The organism is Kutzneria sp. CA-103260 (assembly GCF_018263855.1).
Taxonomy (GTDB): domain Bacteria; phylum Actinomycetota; class Actinomycetes; order Mycobacteriales; family Pseudonocardiaceae; genus Kutzneria.
This window is the reverse complement of the sequence record NZ_CP073318.1, coordinates 2,211,222-2,229,263: the sequence shown is the minus strand read 5'-3', so window position 1 is coordinate 2,229,263 and position 18,042 is coordinate 2,211,222. Positions and strand designations below refer to the sequence as shown.

Here is an 18,042-nt window from a genome sequence, read left to right as displayed (position 1 = left end):
GACCCCGCACGATGGCGACCGACACCGCCGACCTGAGCCGACCGTCCACCAGCTGGGCCGAGCAGCTGACCGCGGAGCTGATGGCGAACGACGAGCAGCTGCGCGCGCTGCGGCCACGGGACCAGGTGACCGCCGCCATGCACCGGCCGGGCCTGCGGCTGGCGCAGGTGGTGGCCGAGGCGATGACCGGTTACGCGGACCGGCCGGCGCTGGCCGAGCGGGCCACCGAGCTGGTCACCGATCCGCTCACCGGCCGCGCCACCCGACGGCTGCTGCCCCGGTTCGAGACCACCACCTACGGCGAGCTGTGGTCGCGGGTGCGCGCGGTCGCGGCAGCCTGGCGCCATCACCCAACCGATCCGCTGCGCGCCGGCGACTTCGTCGCCACGCTGGGGTTCACCAGTGCCGACTACACCACCGTGGATCTGGCTTGCGTGCACGAGGGCCTGGTCAGCGTGCCGCTGCCGGCCGGCTCGTCAGCCGCACGACTGCGCCCGATCCTGGACGAGACAGCGGTGTCGATCCTCGCCACCAGCGTCGACCAACTGCCGGTCGCGGTCGAGGCGGCGGTCGCCGGCGAGCACGTGCGACAGGTGCTGGTATTCGACCACCACGCCGTTGTCGACGACCACCGGGACGCCGTGCGCGCCGCCCGGCAACGGCTGGCCGCCGCGGACCGGGTCATCGTGCTGGAGACGCTGACCGAGGTCATCGAGCGCGGCGACCGGCTACCAGCGGTGGAACCGCACGTCCCCCAGCCCGGCGAGGACCCGCTGACCACACTGGTCTACACCTCCGGCAGCACCGGCACGCCCAAGGGCGCGATGTACCCGGAGAGCCTGGTGCGCGGGCACTGGCTGCGGTTCCGGCCCGGCTCGGCCGACCTCGCCGTGGTGCGCCTCAACTACCTGCCGATGAGCCACCTCACCGGGCGGACCTGGCTGCTGGAGACGTTCACCGCCGGCGGGGTCAACCACTTCGCGGCCCGCGCCGACCTGTCCACGTTGTTCGAGGACATCGGCCTGGCCCGGCCGGTCGACCTGTTCTTCATCCCCCGGCTGTGCGACCTGCTGTGGCAGCACCACCGCGACACCGACCCCGCCGAGATCCGGGGCACCCTGCTCGGCGGGCGGATCGTGCGCGCGGCCTTCGGCTCCGCGCCGCTCGCCCCCGAGATGGGCGCGTTCGTCGAATCCTGCCTCGGCGTCCGTCTGCACAACGGCTACGGCTCCACCGAGGCCGGCGCGGTGGTCGTGGACGGGCGAGTGGCCCGGCCGCTGGTGCTCGACTACAAGCTGGTGGACGTGCCGGAGCTGGGCTACTTCGGCACCGACCAGCCGCATCCGCGCGGCGAGCTGCTGGTCCGGACCAGGTCGATGATCCCCGGCTACTTCCGGCGGCCCGAGCTGAACACGGAGGTCTTCGACGCGGACGGCTTCTTCCGCACCGGCGACATCATGGCCGAGACCGGCCCGGATCAGCTGCGCTACCTGGACCGCAGGTCCAGCGTGATCAAGCTGTCGCAGGGCGAGTTCGTCGCGGTGTCCCGGCTGGAGCTGCTGTACGCCACCAGCCCGCTGGTCGATCAGCTCTTCTTGTACGGCAACAGTGAACGCGCCCATCTGCTGGCGGTGGTGGTGCCCGCCGAGTCGTCGTCGGGCGACATCCTGGCGTCGCTGCGGGAGATCGCCCGGGAGCACGGCCTCAACGCCTACGAGATCCCACGGGACGTGGTCGTGGCGACCGAGCCGTTCAGCGTGGCCAACGGGTTGCTATCGGACATGCGCAAGCCGCTGCGGCCCCGCCTGGCCGAACGCTATGGCCCGCAACTGGAGCAGCTGTACGAGGAGCTGGCCGCGCGCGAGGACAGCGAGCTGGCGGCCCTGCGGGCCGCCGGCCCGGACCAGCTGGTGTTCCCGGCGGTGTGCCGCGCCGCGCGGGCGCTGCTGGCCGGCGACCAGCCGCTGACGTCGCGGACCCGATTCACCGACCTCGGCGGGGATTCCCTGGCCGCGCTGACCTTCGCCACCACGCTGACGGACGTCTTCCAGACGCCGGTCCCGGTCGCCGCGGTGCTCGACCCGACCGGTGACCTCGGTCAACTGGCCCAGCTGATCGAGGCAGCGGCGACCCGCCCCACTGTCGCCTCGGTGCACGGCCCAGACGTCACCTCGGTGCGTGCCGCCGACCTGACCCTGGACAAGTTCATCGACCCCGAAATCCTTGACGCCGCAAGCACTCTGCCGCGCGTGGACGGTGAACCCCGGACAGTGCTGCTCACCGGCGCCACCGGCTTCCTCGGGCGATTCCTGTGCCTGGAGTGGCTGGAACGCTTGTCCGCCAACGGCGGCAGGCTGATCTGCCTCGTCCGCGGCGACGCCGCTCGGCTCACGGCCGTCTTCGACAGCGACCCCGAGTCGGCCGCGCGGTTCCAACGGCTGCTGGGCAGTGCGGAGATCGTCACCGGCGATGTCGGCGCGCCGGATCTCGGCCTGGCGCCGCAGGAGTGGCGGCGGCTGGCCGAGACCGTCGACCTGATCGTGCACCCGGCGGCCCTGGTCAACCACGTGCTGCCGTACGACCAGCTGTTCGGCCCGAACGTCGTCGGCGCCGCCGAAGTCATCCGGCTCGCGCTGACCGCCCGCCGCAAGCCGGTCGACTTCGTCTCGACCGCGGCCGTGGCCGACGGCCAGCCCGTGCCGCCCGAGGAGGACGGCGACATCCGTGTCACCAGTCCGGCACGGGAGCTGAACTCCGCCTACGCCAACGGTTACGCCACCAGCAAGTGGGCGGCCGAGGTGCTGCTGCGCGAGGCCCACGACCGGTGCGGGCTGCCGGTGACGGTGTTCCGCTCGGGCCTGATCCTGGCCCACAGCCGGTATGCCGGCCAGCTCAACGTGCCGGATGTGTTCACCCGACTGGTGCTCAGCCTGCTCGCGACCGGCATCGCCCCCGATTCCTTCTACAGTGGCGACGGCGGGCACTTCGACGGTCTGCCGGTGGACTTCACCGCTCGGGCGATCACCGCGCTGAGCACACGAACCACCGGTCACCGAACGTTCCACGTGCTCAATCCACACGAAGACGGCATTTCCCTGGACACCGTCGTGGACTGGCTGTCCGCCGGCCGCCCGATCCGACGGATCCCCGACTTCGCCGAGTGGACGGTCCGGTTCGAGGCGGCACTGCGCGGCCTGCCGGATCGCGTGGCCCACCAGTCATTGTTGCCGCTACGGCAAGCCTTCGCCGAACCCGCCGCGCCGACGCCCGGCTCCGGCCTGCCGGCCGACCGCTTCCATGAAGCGGTGCTGGCCGCCGGGATCGGCGACATCCCGCCCTTGTCGGCGGATCTGATCGCCAAGTACGTCACGGACCTGGGGTCACTGTTGCGGTGAGGCGTCTTCGAGTTCCGCCGCCATCTCGACCAGTTGGGCGCGCAGCCACATGTGGTCCGGCTCGGCGACGTGCTTGGGGTGCCAGAACATCGTCTCGTCCACCGGGAACGAGTCGCCGTCCAGCGCGACCTCGCGCAGCCCGCAGGCCGCGCCGTACCGCCGGAACAGCCGGGACGGCACCACCGCCACCAGGTCGGTGCCGACGACCAGGTGCATCGCGGTGGTCATGTAGCCGGCGCCGGAGAACAGCCGCGGAACCGGGCGGCCGCCGAACTCGGGCGGCGGCGCCACCGCCGGGCCCAGGTGCGGCAGGGTCTGCAGCTCCTCCACCGCGATGCGGTCGCCGATGTCGCGGTTGTCTTTGTCCACGACGACAACAAAGTGGTCGAGGAACAGCGGCTGCTGCTGGTAGCCACCCACCTCGACGTGCACCAGCGCGCACGGCGCCACCACCAGGTCGCACTCGATGCGCCGCAGCAGCGACCCCATCCCCCGGCGCGGCGTCACGACCTCCAGCCGGACGTGCGGGGCTTCCTCGGCCAGCCGCACCAGCAGCGGCTTGAGCAGCACCGTGGTGACGTAGTCGCTGGTGACCAGGCTGAACACCCGGTGCGTCGAGGCCGGGTCGAACGGGGCGTGCTTGTTCATCACCGCGTGCATGCCGTCCACGACCTCGTTCACCTGCGTCACCAGCGAAGCCGCCAGCGGCGTCAACCTGAGCTCACGGCCGTCGCGGACCAGCAGCGGATCGTCGAAGTGCCGGCGCAGCTTGGCCAGCGAAGCGCTCATCGCGGGCTGCCCCACGTTGGTTCGCTCCGCCGCACGAGTGACGTTCGCCTCCATCAGCAGCGCCTGCAACGGAATGAGCAGGTTGAAGTCGATCCGGCGCAGCGACGCCGAGCCCTGCTCGCCTGGTTGGTCGGGCATGCTCCTCCTCGGCCGAGATCGGTGTACATAATGGCCTACGCACCGGACCAGCCTGAGGACCAGATCGGCCATGACCTCGCCAGACCTGCTCAACATGGACCTGAACCTGTTGGTGCCGCTGCACGCCCTGCTGGTCGAGCGCAACGTCACCCGCGCCGCCGACCGGGTGTCGGTCACCCAGGCGGCGATGAGCGCCTCGCTGGCCAAGCTGCGCCGGCTGCTGGATGATCCGCTGCTGGTCCGCGACGGCGACCAGTTCGCCCTCACCCCGCTGGCGGAGTCGCTGCAGGCGCCGGTGATGGACGTGCTGGCGATGATCCGGGCGACCCTGGGCCGCGCGGCCAGCTTCGACCCGACCGCCGACAGCCGGGAGTTCACCGTGATGGCCAGCGACTACGCCGTGCTGGTGCTGGTCCGCGACCTGGTGCGGCGGCTGGCCGCCGTCGCGCCGCGGGTGCGGCTCATCGTGCTGCCGCTGCAGGTCGAACGGATCGACCTGGTCCGCCGCGGGCAGTGCGACCTGATGCTGTGCTCGCCGGCCACCGCGGGCGACGGGGCCTCGGGTTTTCCCAACGTCGAACTGCTCACCGACGAGTTCACCGGCGTCGTGGCCGCCGACCATCCCGACGTCGCCGACCGGCTGACCGCCGAGCAGGCCTCGACCCTGCCGTACGTGCACGTGGCCGGGTTCCCGGCGCTGCCGGCGACCCGGCGTCCGGTCGCCACCGTGGAGACCTTCGCCTGCGCCGCGCACCTGCTGACCGGCACCCGGATGTTCACCCTCGGGCAGCGGCGGCTGCTGGCCACCTTCGGCCCCGGCGTCGGACTGCGCGCCGTCGACCTGCCCGCTCCGGTGCCGCCCGACGTCCAGGCCGTGTACTGGCACCCGCGCTTCTCCGGCGATCCCGCCCACCAGTGGCTGCGCTCGATGCTGCTGGAGCGGGTCGGACGGTAAGGACGGGCAGCCGGTCCGGGCCCTTTCGGCCACGCCCGCCGCCACGGCCTTCCCCCGGGACGGCCGCGCCCGGTGGTATGCCACACCGGACACTCGTGAACCGCTGGGGGTTCCCCGTGACGTTCGACCTGAATCTGCTCATCCCGTTGCACGCGCTGCTCAACGAGCGCAACGTGACCAAGGCCGCCGAGCGGGCCTCCGTCGGGCAGCCGGCGATGAGCGCGTCGCTGGCCAAGCTGCGGCGCTACTTCAACGACCCGCTGCTGGTGCGCGAGGGCCGGGGCATGGCCCTCACCCCGGTGGCTGTGTCCCTGCTGGGGCCCGTCGACGACATCATCACCCGGATCAGCGACACCGTCAGCCTCAACGCTCGGTTCGAGCCCAGCGCACAGCGACGGCAGTTCACGGTCGCCGCCAGCGACTACGCCAGCATCATCCTGCTGCGCCCGTTGCTGGCTGAGCTCCAGCGCGACTCGATCGACGTCGAGCTGCGGATCGCCTCGCTGGCCAAGGGTTTCACCGAAGGACTGCGCAAGAGCCAGTACGACCTGGTGATCTGGCCGCCCGCGCTGCCGCACGAGGAGCTGGACAAGTTCAGCAGCCAGCTGCTGTTCAGCGACAGCTTCGTCGCCGTGGTCGACCGGGACAACCCCGACGTCGGCGACGTTCTCACCGCAAAGCAGCTGCGCACCATTCCGTACGTGCAGATCGAGGCGCAGAGCACCACCCTGGCCGACGTCCGGCTCAAGGAGTTGCACACGCCGCCCAACGTGGCCGTCACCACCGAGAACTTCACCAGCGCCGCCTGCCTCGTCGCCGGCACACGGATGACCACCGTGATCCCCAAGCGCCTGCACGCAACCGTGGGCGCCCCCATCGGTCTGCGCGCCGTGGATCTCGAAACGCCGATGCCGCCGCTGATCGAGGCCATGTACTGGCATCCCCAGAACACCGCCAACGCCGCCAACCGCTGGCTGCGTGAGCAGATCCGCCGGATCTCGCTGACCCTGGAGTGACTCCTCGCCGCCGGAGGCGCCGGCGCTGAGATCGTGCGACGGGTTCTGGCACGCTTTCCGGACAGCGTGCCAGAACTACTTTTCGCGTGTCGCCAACGTCGCCTATACGTACAGGTCGGATTCGACACGCTTGAGGTGATGGCGAGCCAGTGCCAGATTCGCCACCTCCCTCTCCAACACCAGATACAGAAACAGTGAATTCTTCGACTTCACGGCGTCCATCAGCCGAATCAGGTGGTACTGCCGGTGCAGCGTGATCAGAATATCCTCGATGCTGTCACTGAGCGCGAGCGTGGACATCGTCCGAAGCTCCGACCGAACGACTTCAGTGTTACCGGCCGCCGCGAGTTCCAGGTTCAGCCAGTCGCCCCCACCACTGACACCGAGCGACATCCCGCTTTCATAGTCAACCAATGCGACGCCCACAGCGCCGGCAATGGACATACATTCCTTCAATGCCGTGTCAATGTTCACCAATCGCCACTTCCCTCAATCAACCGAGGATCGAGGCAGCGCAGCACGTCAGCCCGCACCTCGACCGCATACCGACACACATCCACACGAACCACGCCATGAACGAAAGCGAAAACCAAAGGACGAGCGCGAGCACGAAGCCTCAGCCGGCCCCGAACTCGATTTTCCACGCTCGACAATCACATCCCAGAGGTGACTCCACGTAAAGTCGGGGCTACAGAACCTGAAGTGAATCCGGCAAGCCGGTCACACAATCACGTTTACCCTAACATCGAGAGAGTCGCCGCTGACGTTACTTCCCACCTACGCATTACACGATCGGGTGAATCATTCGAGGACGACCCACACCGCTCCGCCAATGGCTTTGGACAGCACCTCAGATCAGGCGCAGGTTCTCCGTACACAATAAGCAGCAAGGGCCATGCCCACGCTTCCAGGGGGCATGAACCCAGATCGACATCAACTGCACACAGAAAATGGACGAGCGCAAGACGGGATCGGCTCGCTATTGCGGGCCTATCATCGCACCGATGCGGTTCTCGTGTTCCGACGGCTCCTTCCTCCGAATGTCCGTGGGCGAGAGACCGGCTTGATCACCTACGCCGAAGCACAGCTTGAGACGGCGGCCGCCAGAACCGTCATGACGTCGACTCCATCGGTCGCACGAGGAGCACCCGACGTCAGACGCCTTCCAGGGCAACAGGTCGCGGTCATGACTGACAGGCATCACAGTCATCCGCAGTTCGAGTTCGCGGCGACCAGCACGCCCTGGCGCACCCAACACACGATGCCCGCGCCGTTGACTGCCCGATCCAGCAGTACCGCCTCGAACCCGCCCGTCATCCGCACACCCCTTGCCACCAGCAGGCACGCAGGCACCCGCCGACGCGACCGCTCGAAAACCTTTAGACTTAAGGACTTTTGCAAGTCTTCCGTTGCGCGAACCTATCACAGTCACGGGTGAACGTCGACGCCCAAGTCGTCGCACGATCAGCCTTGACCAGTGCACGAGGGCAACGGCATGCCGCGGACCACCAGACCTTCACGGGCGCGGAGGCCGTTGGCACGCAGGAAAATCAGCGAAATCGGCGCGGTCGCCACCCACGAGGTGGCCGACCGCCGACAGGGTGGGGAGGCGCCGGCGAGCCGGCCGAGTTCGGCACGCGACGCGAAAGGACAGACGCCGCTCACACTCCCGAAGCGTGCCAAGTCTTCCCGGAGCACGCGGAGTTGGCGCTTGCCCGGTGGCGCGACCTGCGACGCGGGCGCGGTTGAGTCAGGCCGGGCGACAACACGGAATCCAGACGTAGCAACACAAACAGTCGAACCGGGGTCATGGTCCAGGTCTCGGCCCGCTCCGTCGTGTCGAGCTGGAGCGGCGAGCTCTCCGCGAACAGATCGACGCCGGCTTCCGATCCAGGCCGCGCTCAGGCGGAACGACAAGATCCAGGGCGAACGGCCCAGCTCAGGCTGAAACGTGAGGATTCCACGACGAGCGCCTCGCGCGACCTGCTACGCCGAGCGATTCGCGCACCATCCGGCCAAGGTCATCCCGCCGGACGCTCTGACCACACGCTGGATGGCACTCGGCGGAGTGATCAACGGCACCGGCGAGCCATCTGACCTGACCAGCGAACACCTGGCCACCGCCCACATATCGACTTTGGGCACGGCACAGGATGAACCGCTACTTGTCCGATCCGCCTTTCCTTTCCATCACGTCAGATCGCCGACGCCATTCACAGCCGTCCACCTCCGGGACACAGAGGCTGTGCGTACGCCACGCTTCCAGGTGACCGAAGATAGCCGTACGCCACTCACGACGTTACCGCCAGTGGATCGACCCGCGAGCACCACCTGACTAGTTCACTCCATCGAGTGATCCGATCTACCGTCGCGTAACGGGACGGCAGTCGCGAAGTATTCGACCTGTGACGTTGTCACACCCGCCGAGGAAGTCGCGGCGCATACGCGAAGCAATTTCATGAAGCCCGGGCCGCGTCAGCTCGACAACAGCGCTCGAACACCACAGGGCGTTGTCCGATGCCAACTGGCCGGATATGCGTGCCGGCTTCACGGAGGTGCAGGGAAAGGGAGCCAGTTCCGCCGCGCACACGGGCAGTCGCTCGTGCGCGGCCCGTTGGGCGAGGTGCCGGGACCACATCTTGGCGCGTTTGAAGGAGTGCGGTGACTGACGGTGCGCGAGCTCGCTATCGACCGGAATTCGAGCAACTGGCACATTTGCTGGCCGGGTGCCGAGCAGAGACGCTCACCGGGTCCATACGAGTGGTCGGGATGCCGGGCGCGGTCTTTCATCTGCGAGATGGCGCGCTTGTCGCGGTGGACAGCCCGGGAGCGCCCGGTGCGGACGCGCTGCTGTTGAATTCGGGAAGAATCAGTGAGTCGGATTGGACTGCCGCCCTACGCAGCGGCGCGGAGGCACGCTCGCATCGGGCCGAGCTCGTTGCGGGAGGCAGCATCAAATCCATCGAGCTTCGCGTCATTTCGGTGATGGCCGCCCAGGACGGCACCTTCTCGGCCTACGCGGGCAGGATCGAGCGCTACGTCGTCACCACCGACCGGCTCGACGTCCTGTTGCCGGTGAGCAACGGCATCGACGTCGACTGGCTGATTCGCGAGACCTCGCGGCGGCTGGACGCGCTGGCCTCGCTGCGCGTCCCGGTGTCGCCCTTCCGGGACCGGGTGGCGCCGGCGCCGGGAGTCGACCCGTCCGTGGGGGACCTGCCCACGCTGCGGCGGCAGATTCTCTCGGTCGCCGACGGCCGACGCAGCGCCCGGGACATCGCCTTCCTGATCGGCCGCAGCGTCTACTCGGTGACGGTGGAGATCTCGCGGATGCTCGGCGAGCGACTGCTGCAGAGCGTCCTGACCACGCCGCTGGTCATCCCCGCCACCGTGCGGACCGCGGCGCCGCGCGCGCAGCCCAAGCCGCAGCCGGCGTCGGCCGATGAGGGCGACGCCGCGCGGCCGGCCCTGCCGCAGCGGAGCCCTGGGGCCAGCGGCATCACCGAGGAGCAACTGGGATCCACGTCGCCCGGCTGGCGGCTGTTGCCGCTGTGGCGCAGACGCATAAGAGCCGGCCCACAAGCGTCGGAAACGACCGAAAGTCTCTACGAACCAGAAAGGAAAGACCTTGGACCATGACGCGCTCGGCCTCCAACTGCACGCGTTACGGGAAAAGGTGGCCGGAGTCACGGACACTGTGATCGCCGCGGCCGACGGCCTGCTCATCGCCGCCGACGCCGCACGCGTTCTCGATCTTGACTGCATTTCCGCACTGGCCGCCGCCGATCTCGGACTCGCCCGAAGAACCACTGCCGCTACCAGCCAGGGCAGCTTTCGTCATACGGTCGTCCGCGGCAGTGGCGGATGCATGGCCCTGTATGCCGTCGGCAACGGCGCGCTGATTACCGTACTCGGCGACGAAGGTCTGGACATCGGACGTCTACACATCGAAGCCCAGCCCGTGATCGAGCGCATCGGCTCGATTCTTTCGGCGCGCTGACCACAGCAAGGCCAAGCGGCACAGGCCCTGACAGTCTTGACCAAACCAAACAAGCGAAGAAGAGGAAATTGAACAACATAGGGAAGAGCCACCGTGGCATGTCGGATCAGGTGACCGCCATGGTCAAGCAACTGCGGAAGGAGGTGCCGGACTGCCTGGCCTCCGGCGTCGTCGACATGGCGACCGGAATGCTGCTGACCTACGAGACCACCGACAGCCACCCCACCGAGGTGCTCGACCTGTTAGCGGGCGCCACACTCGATCTGTTCCAGGGCCGCACTGTCACGATGATCGAGGACATCTTCAAGGAACGGCGTGGCATCGCCAGTACCGAGCACTACTTCCAGGAGATCCTGGTCAACAGCAGCAACCTGACCCACCTGTTCGTCCGGAACAACCAGCACGACGACGTCGTCGCCGTCGTGGTGTGCCCGAAATCGGTGAACATCGGCATGCTGTTCGCCGCGACCAGGAGGGTGATCAAGGAAGCCCACGCGTTCTAGGGGGTGGCGTGGCGTGCGGTGGTCCGCCGGTCCGGTCTGGGCCACCGCGCTCTCCGCCGACCTGGTCACGCCGACGGCGGCGCCTCGGGGCACAGGGGGCGGAGTCCTTCCGCCTTGGGGCTGGGACGAGAGACCTGGAAGACATGGCGGGCGGCTTTGTCCTGCCGCCTCCCCCGTCGGCCTCGGTCTCGGCGACCACACCGGCAACTCCGGCCGTCGGCGTGCTCGCGTGCCGGCGATCGGCGTCACGATCGTGGGCTACAACGACCACGTGCTCATTGCCCGCGTTCGCCGCGTCGAGCGGACCCGAACGCCGGTGCGTTTCGCGATCCGGACATCGCCGGCGCGATGCGGCCAGCCAACCGGGACCCGGCGAGATAGCGTGACAGGTGCTCATATTGCGAGGATGCGACGGAAGAACACGACTGGTCGACGACGTCCCAGTGGATGATCGAAACAGCCCGGGTCGGCCATGCGCAGTTCGTCGTGGACGCGTGCCAGCCGCACCTGCCGCAGGTAGCTCATCGGCGACATGGTGACGTGCTGTTGGAATCCCTGCTGCAACCTGCGCACGCTGACACGGGCGACATCCGCGAGCGCGGCAGCGGTGAACGGGTAGGCCGGCTCGGCCTCAATGGCGTCGATCGCACGCTTGACCGGGGCCGGCCGGCACGGCGGAGCTGGCCGGGTCAGCGTCTCGTGGTAGGAGTGGTCCACAGCCAGCAGCAGCCCGGTGATCAGAGCCTCCTGCAACCGGCCGGCCACCACGGGATGACGGACCAACGCGTGCGAGTTGTGTGCGTCCGCGGCGACGATTTTGGCCAATTCAGCCCAGCTGCGCCCAGCACCGCTGGTGACGTCCAGCTGTGGAGCCAGCTGCGGCGGTGTGCTCACCGGAGCGTCCACGAGCCGTTCGAGTTGAGTGTGCAGCGCGGCACTGTCGATCTTGACCGCAAGCATCCGGCAGCCGCTGTTCCACCGGTCCACCACGGTGTCGCCGAAGCCTGGCGCTCGGCTGAAGCAGGTCTACGACGGGGGTGTGGAAGTTCTGGGAGATGACGCGTCGCACCTCGTCGGGATCGGTGGTGCGGTGGATGAGCGGGCGGGCAAGTTCGGCACGAAGCGCGTCATTCATGAAACCCGTTCCCCTCGACGCGGATCCTGGGGTTCGCCTAGTCCAGCGCGCCGCTGGCGCTGTCGGGCTCGCTAGCTGCTTGCTGCGCGGCCAGCGCCGGCTTGTGGCCGACCTCGGCCTCCAGGCGCAGCCGCTCCACCATGTGCGGGTAGTGCAGCTCGAAGGCCGGCCGCTCGGAGCGGATCCGGGGCAGCGAAGTGAAGTTGTGCCGCGGCGGCGGGCAGGAGGTCGCCCACTCCAGCGAGTTGCAGTAGCCCCACGGGTCGTCCACCTCGACGACCTCGCCGTAACGGTAGCTGCGGAACACGTTCCAGATGAACGGCAGCGTGGACGCGCCCAGGATGTACGCGCCGATGGTGGAGATCGTGTTCAGCGTGGTGAAGCCGTCGCTGGCCAGGTAGTCGGCGTACCGGCGGGGCATGCCCTCCGCGCCCAGCCAGTGCTGCACCAGGAAGGTGGTGTGGAAGCCGATGAACGTGGTCCAGAAGTGCAGCTTGCCCAGGCCCTCGTCCATCATCCGGCCGGTGATCTTCGGGAACCAGAAGTAGATGCCCGCGTAGGTGGCGAACACGATGGTGCCGAACAGCACGTAGTGGAAGTGCGCCACCACGAAGTACGAGTCGGACACGTGGAAGTCGATGGCCGGCGCGGCCAGCAGCACGCCGGTCAGACCGCCGAACAGGAAGGTGATCAGGAAGCCGACGCTGAACAGCATCGGCGTCTCGAAGGTCAGCTGCCCCTTCCACATGGTGCCGATCCAGTTGAAGAACTTCACCCCGGTCGGAACCGCGATCAGGAAGGTCATGAACGAGAAGAACGGCAGCAGCACGGCGCCGGTGGCGTACATGTGGTGCGCCCACACCGTCACCGACAGGGCCGCGATGCCCAGCGTGGCGTAGATCAGGCCCTTGTAGCCGAACAGCGGCTTGCGGCTGAACACCGGGAAGATCTCGGACACGATCCCGAAGAACGGCAGCGCGACGATGTAGACCTCGGGATGGCCGAAGAACCAGAACAGGTGCTGCCAGAGGATGACGCCGCCGTTCTGCGGATCGAACACGTGCGCGCCCAGATGCCGGTCGGCCAGCAGGCCGAACAGGGCCGCGGTCAGGATCGGAAACACGATCAAGACCAGAATGCTCGTGACCAGGATGTTCCAGGTGAAGATCGGCATCCGGAACATCGTCATACCCGGCGCCCGCAGGCACACCACCGTGGTGATCATGTTCACCGCGCCGAGGATCGTGCCCAGACCACCGAGAACGAGGCCGGTGATCCACAGGTCCGCGCCGACGCCGGGGGAGTGCACCATGTCGGACAGCGGGGTGTAGGCGAACCAGCCGAAGTCGGCCGCGCCGCCCGGGGTCAGGAAGCCGGCGACCACGATCGTGCCGCCGAACAGGTAGGCCCAGTAGGCGAACGCGTTGAGCCGCGGGAAGGCCACGTCCGGCGAGCCGATCTGCAGCGGCAGCACGAAGTTGGCGAAGCCGAACACGATCGGGGTCGCGTACAGCAGCAGCATGATCGTGCCGTGCATCGTGAACAGCTGGTTGAACTGCTCCTGCGAGAGGAACTGCAGGCCCGGCTGGGCCAGCTCGGTGCGCATGAGCAGGGCCATCGCGCCGCCGACCATGAAGAAGGCGAACGACGTGACCAGGTACATGATCCCGATCTGCTTGTGGTCGGTCGTGTGGAACAACCGCAGCAGTGCGGATCCCTTGACCGTCGTTCGCGTCGGATAGGGACGCGTAGCGACCGGCTGCGGTACAACGGCGGCCATTGCCTACCTCCTGGGCCCGCGAGTCGGGTGAGATGCGTTCGATGTGTGCGGGTGCTGCGGGGCGCAGGGCTCCGCCGACGGTCAGGGCGTCTCGACCAGTCGGTGGGTCAGCGCGTTCAACTCGTCGACCAGCTCGGTCGGCAACTTGTCGCCGATCGTGTCGAACCAGTCCCTGATGTGCGGCAGTTCGGCCCACCACTGTGTGCGGTCGGCCGCGATCGCGGCCCGGACGTCCTCGACCGGGGCGTCCAGGCCGGACAGTTCCAGGGCGGCCGCGGTGGGCACATAGCCGATCGGGGTCACCACGGCGGACGCGGTGCCCTCGATGCGTTCGACGACCCACCGCAGGACGCGGGAGTTCTCGCCGAATCCGGGCCACAGCAGGCGTCCGTCCTCGCCGCGGCGGAACCAGTTGACGAGGAAGATCGTCGGCAGCGCGTCCGACCGCGTGCCCATGTCGATCCAGTGCCGCAGGTAGTCACCGACGTGGTAGCCGAGGAACGGCAGCATCGCCATCGGGTTCCGGCGCACAACGCCCGGATCGCCAGCCCCACCGGAGCTGGTCTCGCTGGACAGCGTGGCGCCGAGGAACACGCCGTGCTGCCAGTCGCGGGACTCGGTGACCAGCGGCACCGTGGTGGCGCGACGGCCACCGAACAAGATCGCCGAGATCGGCACGCCCTCCGGGTCGTCCCACTCCGGCGCCAGGACCGGGCACTGCCGCATCGGCGTGCAGTAGCGGGAATCGACATGGGTGAACACGGTGTTGCCCTGGTCGATGGTGCGCACCGCGTTGGGCTTGGTCGTGTGGTTGGTGCCCGGTGCGACGTCGAAGAACCCGCACCCGGGGTTGACCGCATACAGGCGGCCATCGGCCCCGAACCACAGCCAGGCGATGTCGTCGCCGAGTATCTCGACCTTCCAGCCCGGGATGGTGGGCTCCAGCATCGCCAGGGTGGTCGTGCCGCAGCCCGCCGGGAACGCGGCTGCGACGTAGTAGACCTTGTCCTGTGCGGTCGTCAGTTTGAGGACCAGCATGTGCTCGGCCAGCCAGCCCTCGTCGCGGGCCAGCACCGAGGCGATCCGCAACGCATGACACTCCTTGCCCAGCAGCGCGTTGCCGCCGTAGCCGGAGCCGTAGCTCCAGATCATGCGTTCCTCGGGGAAGTGGCTGATGTACTTGGTGTTGTCGCACGGCCACGGGACATCGGGCTGGCCAGGGGCCAACGGGGCGCCCACCGAGTGCAGGCACCGCACGAAGTCGCGCTCGGCGCCGCTGTCGTCGATGAACGCGTCCAGCGCCGCCGTTCCCATCCGGGTCAGCAGCCGCATCGACACGACGGCGTACGCCGAGTCGGTGATCTCCACGCCCAGCTTGGGGTTGTCGCCGCCGAGTGGGCCGAGGCAGAACGGGATCACGTACATCGTGCGACCGCGCATCGCGCCGCGGAACTGCTCGGTCAAGATGATCTTCATGTCGACCGGGTCCATCCAGTTGTTGGTGGGCCCGGCATCGGCGGGATCGCGGGAACAGACGAACGTGCGGTCCGCGGCCCGCGCCGCGTCCGCGGGGTCGGACACCGCCCGGAAAGAGTTCGACTTCGCCGTCAGCGGCACCAGGGTGCCCGCCTCGACCAGTTGGCCGGTGAGCTGGTCCCATTCCTGGTCCGAGCCGTCACACCACACCACCTGTTCGGGCGTGGTCAGCTCGGCCACCTCGCGCACCCACGCCAGCAGGCGACCGTGGGTGGTAGGCGCCCGGCCCAGGCCGGGGTCGGTGATGGTCATCGGGTCTCCTCGTGAGTGGCCAGCGCGTGAGCGGCCAGGCGGATCACCATGGGAGTGAGATCGGGATCGAACGGGTCGGGCAGACGACGGCCAAGCGCGGTGCACACGGCCAGCGCGTGCGCGCAGGCGTGGAACGTGCGGGCGTCAGGCCGCGCGGCCGGGGTCTGCCACAGCGCCCACAGCAGGCCGGGCAACGCGAGCAACGGCTGCGCCGGATCGTCCACGGTGATCAGCGCTGGCCGGCCACGTCCAGCGTTCGGTTCCAGGAGGAAGCTGCTCCCTCCGAACGGGTCGAACACGGCGTCGGCGCCGCGGGCGATCCGCCGCAGGGGAAAACTCTGCGCGTCGGCCCCGTGCCAGCTGATGATCTCGCCGAGGCCGGCGGCCACCAGCACCGGGCGCAAGCTGGGGATCGCCGTGGGCTCGACGATCACCACCCGCGCGGCGCCGGGCTGCGTGCCGGTCTGGATGAGCAGGGCAAGGAGTTGTCCGGCCAACGCCACGGCGGTCATTTCCTCACGAGTGAGGCAGGGAATGGCCCACTCGGCGGACAGGCCGGCCTGCAGCCGGCGGGCGCAGTCCTGGTCGGCGCCGGCGAGATAGACCGCTTCGGCGTCCGTCGGTAGTTGCCGCTCGGCCTCGGCGACCGACAGGACCACGACGTCGAGGCCAGCAAGCCCACCAGTGAACGCGGGGTCCTGGTCGGGCGCATCGACGACAACGGCGACACGCGGCGCGGGCGCCGGCGCTGGGCCGCGCTCCGCTCGGGCGGCGGTCACCGGTCCTCCTCACCCAGCTGGGCCAGGACATCCGGGGCCACCCACCCGTCGATGTCGATGCCGTGCTGGCCAGCGAGTTCCACGAGGTCGGCCAGCCGTCCCGAATGAAGCCCGGCCTCGTAGGGGTAGCCGGCTTCCCATGCCGCCCGCAGCGCCTGTTGCGCGTCCCGGACCCGGCCGCGCAGCACCGCGACGAACTCACTCACCGATCCCGACCCTTCGTTGGCTCTCGGCGGGCACCCCGCCACGTGAGTAATCCATAGTCTTCGCAGTTAAAGATACGCGCAAGTCTTCAACCGCGAGACGTGGGGTACGCCGAGATCGGGTCACCGCGGCCAGCGGTGGCGGTCCGCGCGCGAATGACCGCGACCGGACACGGTGCGCGATGCGGTGACGGCAAACCCTTGTGCGGCATCATGGTCGCCCGGTCTGGCCCACCCTCGCGGGAGGAACACCTTGACGATCACCGGCCTCGCTGTCGACCCGGACGGCACGGTCACCCCGGTAGCGGCCAAGCGACTGCTTGTGCGGCAGGCAGCTCGCGCGGCGACCGGCGACAGTGCCTCCGTGCAACAGTTGGTCGGTGGCACCGGCGGCGTGAACGCGGTCGCGTACGTCGACGAGGAAGGGTATGCCCGTGGCCTCGTGCCCAACGACCCTGGCTCCCGCATCGCGTGGGCCTGGGACATGATCGGCTACGGGCAGCGACTCCTCGGCGCGGTCGTGTTCTTCGGCTGGGACGCCCGATGCAAGGTCGCACTCGATCTTCCCCAGGAGTTCGCCGACGCGGTGCACCGCGTGACCGGGGCGGGTCCTCGACGCTGAGCTTGTCAGCGCGCTCCGGCCTCGCTCCGGGGAAGGCGGCAGGCGTCAGGTCCGCCCGGTCAGCGGCCGTGACCCGCACGCACGATCATGACCGGAACCGTCGCGCGATGCATCAGCGCGCGGGGAACCGCTCCCCGCACCAGACCGGTGCCACGGCTCCGGCCGCCGCAGCCGACCACGACCAGTTGGGCGCTCTGGCCGATATCGAGCAGACACCGAGCGGCCCGCCGGGTGGTGAGCACGCGCATCACCCGCACCTGGGGGTATCGCTGCTGCCAGCCCGAGAGCCACTGGGCGAGCAGTTGGTCCTGCTTGGCCTCGATGTCCGTCCATGCGCCGCCCATCGCCGCGGCGATGTCGACGTCGGCGGGCTTCGGCCGCCAGGCGTGCACGGCGATCAGGGTCTCCGCACGGGCCGCGGCCTGGTCGAAGGCGTGCCCGATGGCGAGATCGCTCACCGTCGACCCGGTCACACCGACCACCACGGGCCCGGATTCCCGTGGTTGATCACGCACGACGACCACGGGGCAGCGACTGCCGGTGGCCAAGGCCAGCGCGGTCGATCCGAGCGGCAGGCCGGAGAACCTGCTCTGTCCGCCGGCTCCCATCACTACGAGCCCGGCGGTGTGGGACTCCTCCAGCAGCCCGGCCACAGGGTCGACAGGGTGTTTGCGGACGGTCAGTCGCACCGGGGGCGCCGTCTCGTGTGCGATGGCGGCGGCCACCCAGAGGTGCTGCCACACCTGTTCGCGCTGCGGCTCGTCCACCGGACTGTCATGTCCCGGCTGCGGCCGCTGCGCGTGCACCAGCCGCAGCAATACCCGCCGCCGTAACGCTTCGGCGGCGGCCCAGCGCACTGCGTGCAGCGAAGGTGTCAAGCCGTCCACACACGCCACGATCGGCTGGCTGCCGAGGTCGCTGCTCATACCGTTCTCCAGG

15 protein-coding genes are annotated in these 18,042 nt (G+C 68.7%); 7 read left to right on the top strand and 8 right to left on the bottom strand.

Annotated elements, in window-relative coordinates; translation table 11 throughout:
* The first annotated feature begins 11 nt into the window (after nt 1–11).
* The gene (gene car / locus JJ691_RS09870; protein WP_249227801.1) at nt 12–3,395 is read left to right on the top strand and encodes a carboxylic acid reductase; all 3,384 of its coding nucleotides are present in this window, start codon (nt 12–14) and stop codon (nt 3,393–3,395) included.
* Here the strand turns inward: car and JJ691_RS09865 are convergent.
* Nucleotides 3,381–4,322: a LysR family transcriptional regulator gene (locus tag JJ691_RS09865; RefSeq protein ID WP_211768473.1), complete on the bottom strand. Its 942-nt coding sequence runs from the start codon at nt 4,320–4,322 to the stop codon at nt 3,381–3,383. The two genes, car and JJ691_RS09865, sit on opposite strands and share 15 nt — an antisense overlap.
* Before the next feature lie 70 nt (nt 4,323–4,392).
* Here JJ691_RS09865 and JJ691_RS09860 point away from each other — a divergent pair, with 70 nt between their 5' ends.
* Complete coding sequence (locus tag JJ691_RS09860) at nt 4,393–5,277, top strand: LysR family transcriptional regulator (RefSeq protein ID WP_211768472.1); 885 nt, start codon at nt 4,393–4,395, stop codon at nt 5,275–5,277.
* Nucleotides 5,278–5,393: 116 nt separating this feature from the next.
* Nucleotides 5,394–6,293, top strand: a complete 900-nt coding sequence (locus tag JJ691_RS09855; protein WP_211768471.1) for a LysR family transcriptional regulator — start codon at nt 5,394–5,396, stop codon at nt 6,291–6,293.
* A 102-nt stretch (nt 6,294–6,395) separates the two neighbouring features.
* On the opposite strand, the gene JJ691_RS09850 is transcribed toward JJ691_RS09855, so the two are convergent.
* Nucleotides 6,396–6,767, bottom strand: coding sequence for a hypothetical protein (locus tag JJ691_RS09850; RefSeq protein WP_211768470.1), 372 nt, complete (start codon nt 6,765–6,767; stop codon nt 6,396–6,398).
* A 2,187-nt stretch (nt 6,768–8,954) separates the two neighbouring features.
* Between JJ691_RS09850 and JJ691_RS09845 the strand changes: the two genes are divergently transcribed.
* The 3 genes from JJ691_RS09845 (at nt 8,955) to JJ691_RS09835 (ending at nt 10,796) form a co-directional block, all read left to right on the top strand.
* A complete protein-coding gene (locus tag JJ691_RS09845) occupies nt 8,955–9,932 on the top strand; it encodes a hypothetical protein (protein ID WP_211768469.1) in 978 nt (325 codons plus the stop codon).
* A complete protein-coding gene (locus JJ691_RS09840; RefSeq protein ID WP_211768468.1) occupies nt 9,922–10,293 on the top strand; it encodes a roadblock/LC7 domain-containing protein in 372 nt (123 codons plus the stop codon). Before JJ691_RS09845 ends, JJ691_RS09840 begins: the two co-directional genes overlap by 11 nt.
* Nucleotides 10,294–10,412: 119 nt before the next feature.
* Complete coding sequence (locus JJ691_RS09835; protein WP_249227800.1) at nt 10,413–10,796, top strand: hypothetical protein; 384 nt, start codon at nt 10,413–10,415, stop codon at nt 10,794–10,796.
* Between the two features lie 393 nt (nt 10,797–11,189).
* On the opposite strand, the gene JJ691_RS09830 is transcribed toward JJ691_RS09835, so the two are convergent.
* The 5 genes from JJ691_RS09830 to JJ691_RS09810 all read right to left on the bottom strand — a co-directional run bounded on the left by JJ691_RS09830 (nt 11,190) and on the right by JJ691_RS09810 (nt 16,484).
* The gene (locus tag JJ691_RS09830) at nt 11,190–11,783 is read right to left on the bottom strand and encodes a helix-turn-helix domain-containing protein (RefSeq protein ID WP_256449378.1); all 594 of its coding nucleotides are present in this window, start codon (nt 11,781–11,783) and stop codon (nt 11,190–11,192) included.
* Nucleotides 11,784–11,968: 185 nt separating this feature from the next.
* Nucleotides 11,969–13,711 carry an aa3-type cytochrome oxidase subunit I gene (gene ctaD / locus JJ691_RS09825; protein WP_211768465.1) on the bottom strand — a complete coding sequence of 581 codons (1,743 nt, stop codon included), beginning with the start codon at nt 13,709–13,711 and terminating at the stop codon, nt 11,969–11,971.
* An 81-nt stretch (nt 13,712–13,792) separates the two neighbouring features.
* Nucleotides 13,793–15,499 carry a phosphoenolpyruvate carboxykinase (GTP) gene (locus tag JJ691_RS09820; RefSeq protein WP_211768464.1) on the bottom strand — a complete coding sequence of 569 codons (1,707 nt, stop codon included), beginning with the start codon at nt 15,497–15,499 and terminating at the stop codon, nt 13,793–13,795.
* Nucleotides 15,496–16,278, bottom strand: a complete 783-nt coding sequence (locus tag JJ691_RS09815) for a hypothetical protein (protein ID WP_211768463.1) — start codon at nt 16,276–16,278, stop codon at nt 15,496–15,498. The genes JJ691_RS09820 and JJ691_RS09815 overlap by 4 nt, the downstream gene beginning before the upstream one ends.
* Nucleotides 16,275–16,484: a hypothetical protein gene (locus tag JJ691_RS09810; protein WP_211768462.1), complete on the bottom strand. Its 210-nt coding sequence runs from the start codon at nt 16,482–16,484 to the stop codon at nt 16,275–16,277. The genes JJ691_RS09815 and JJ691_RS09810 overlap by 4 nt, the downstream gene beginning before the upstream one ends.
* Before the next feature lie 250 nt (nt 16,485–16,734).
* Here JJ691_RS09810 and JJ691_RS09805 point away from each other — a divergent pair, with 250 nt between their 5' ends.
* A complete protein-coding gene (locus JJ691_RS09805) occupies nt 16,735–17,103 on the top strand; it encodes a hypothetical protein (RefSeq protein ID WP_211768461.1) in 369 nt (122 codons plus the stop codon).
* 59 nt (nt 17,104–17,162) lie between these two features.
* Here the strand turns inward: JJ691_RS09805 and JJ691_RS09800 are convergent, their stop codons facing one another.
* Entirely contained in the window at nt 17,163–18,029 is an 867-nt protein-coding gene (locus tag JJ691_RS09800) for a universal stress protein (RefSeq protein ID WP_211768460.1), read from the bottom strand.
* Nucleotides 18,030–18,042: the final 13 nt, after the last annotated feature.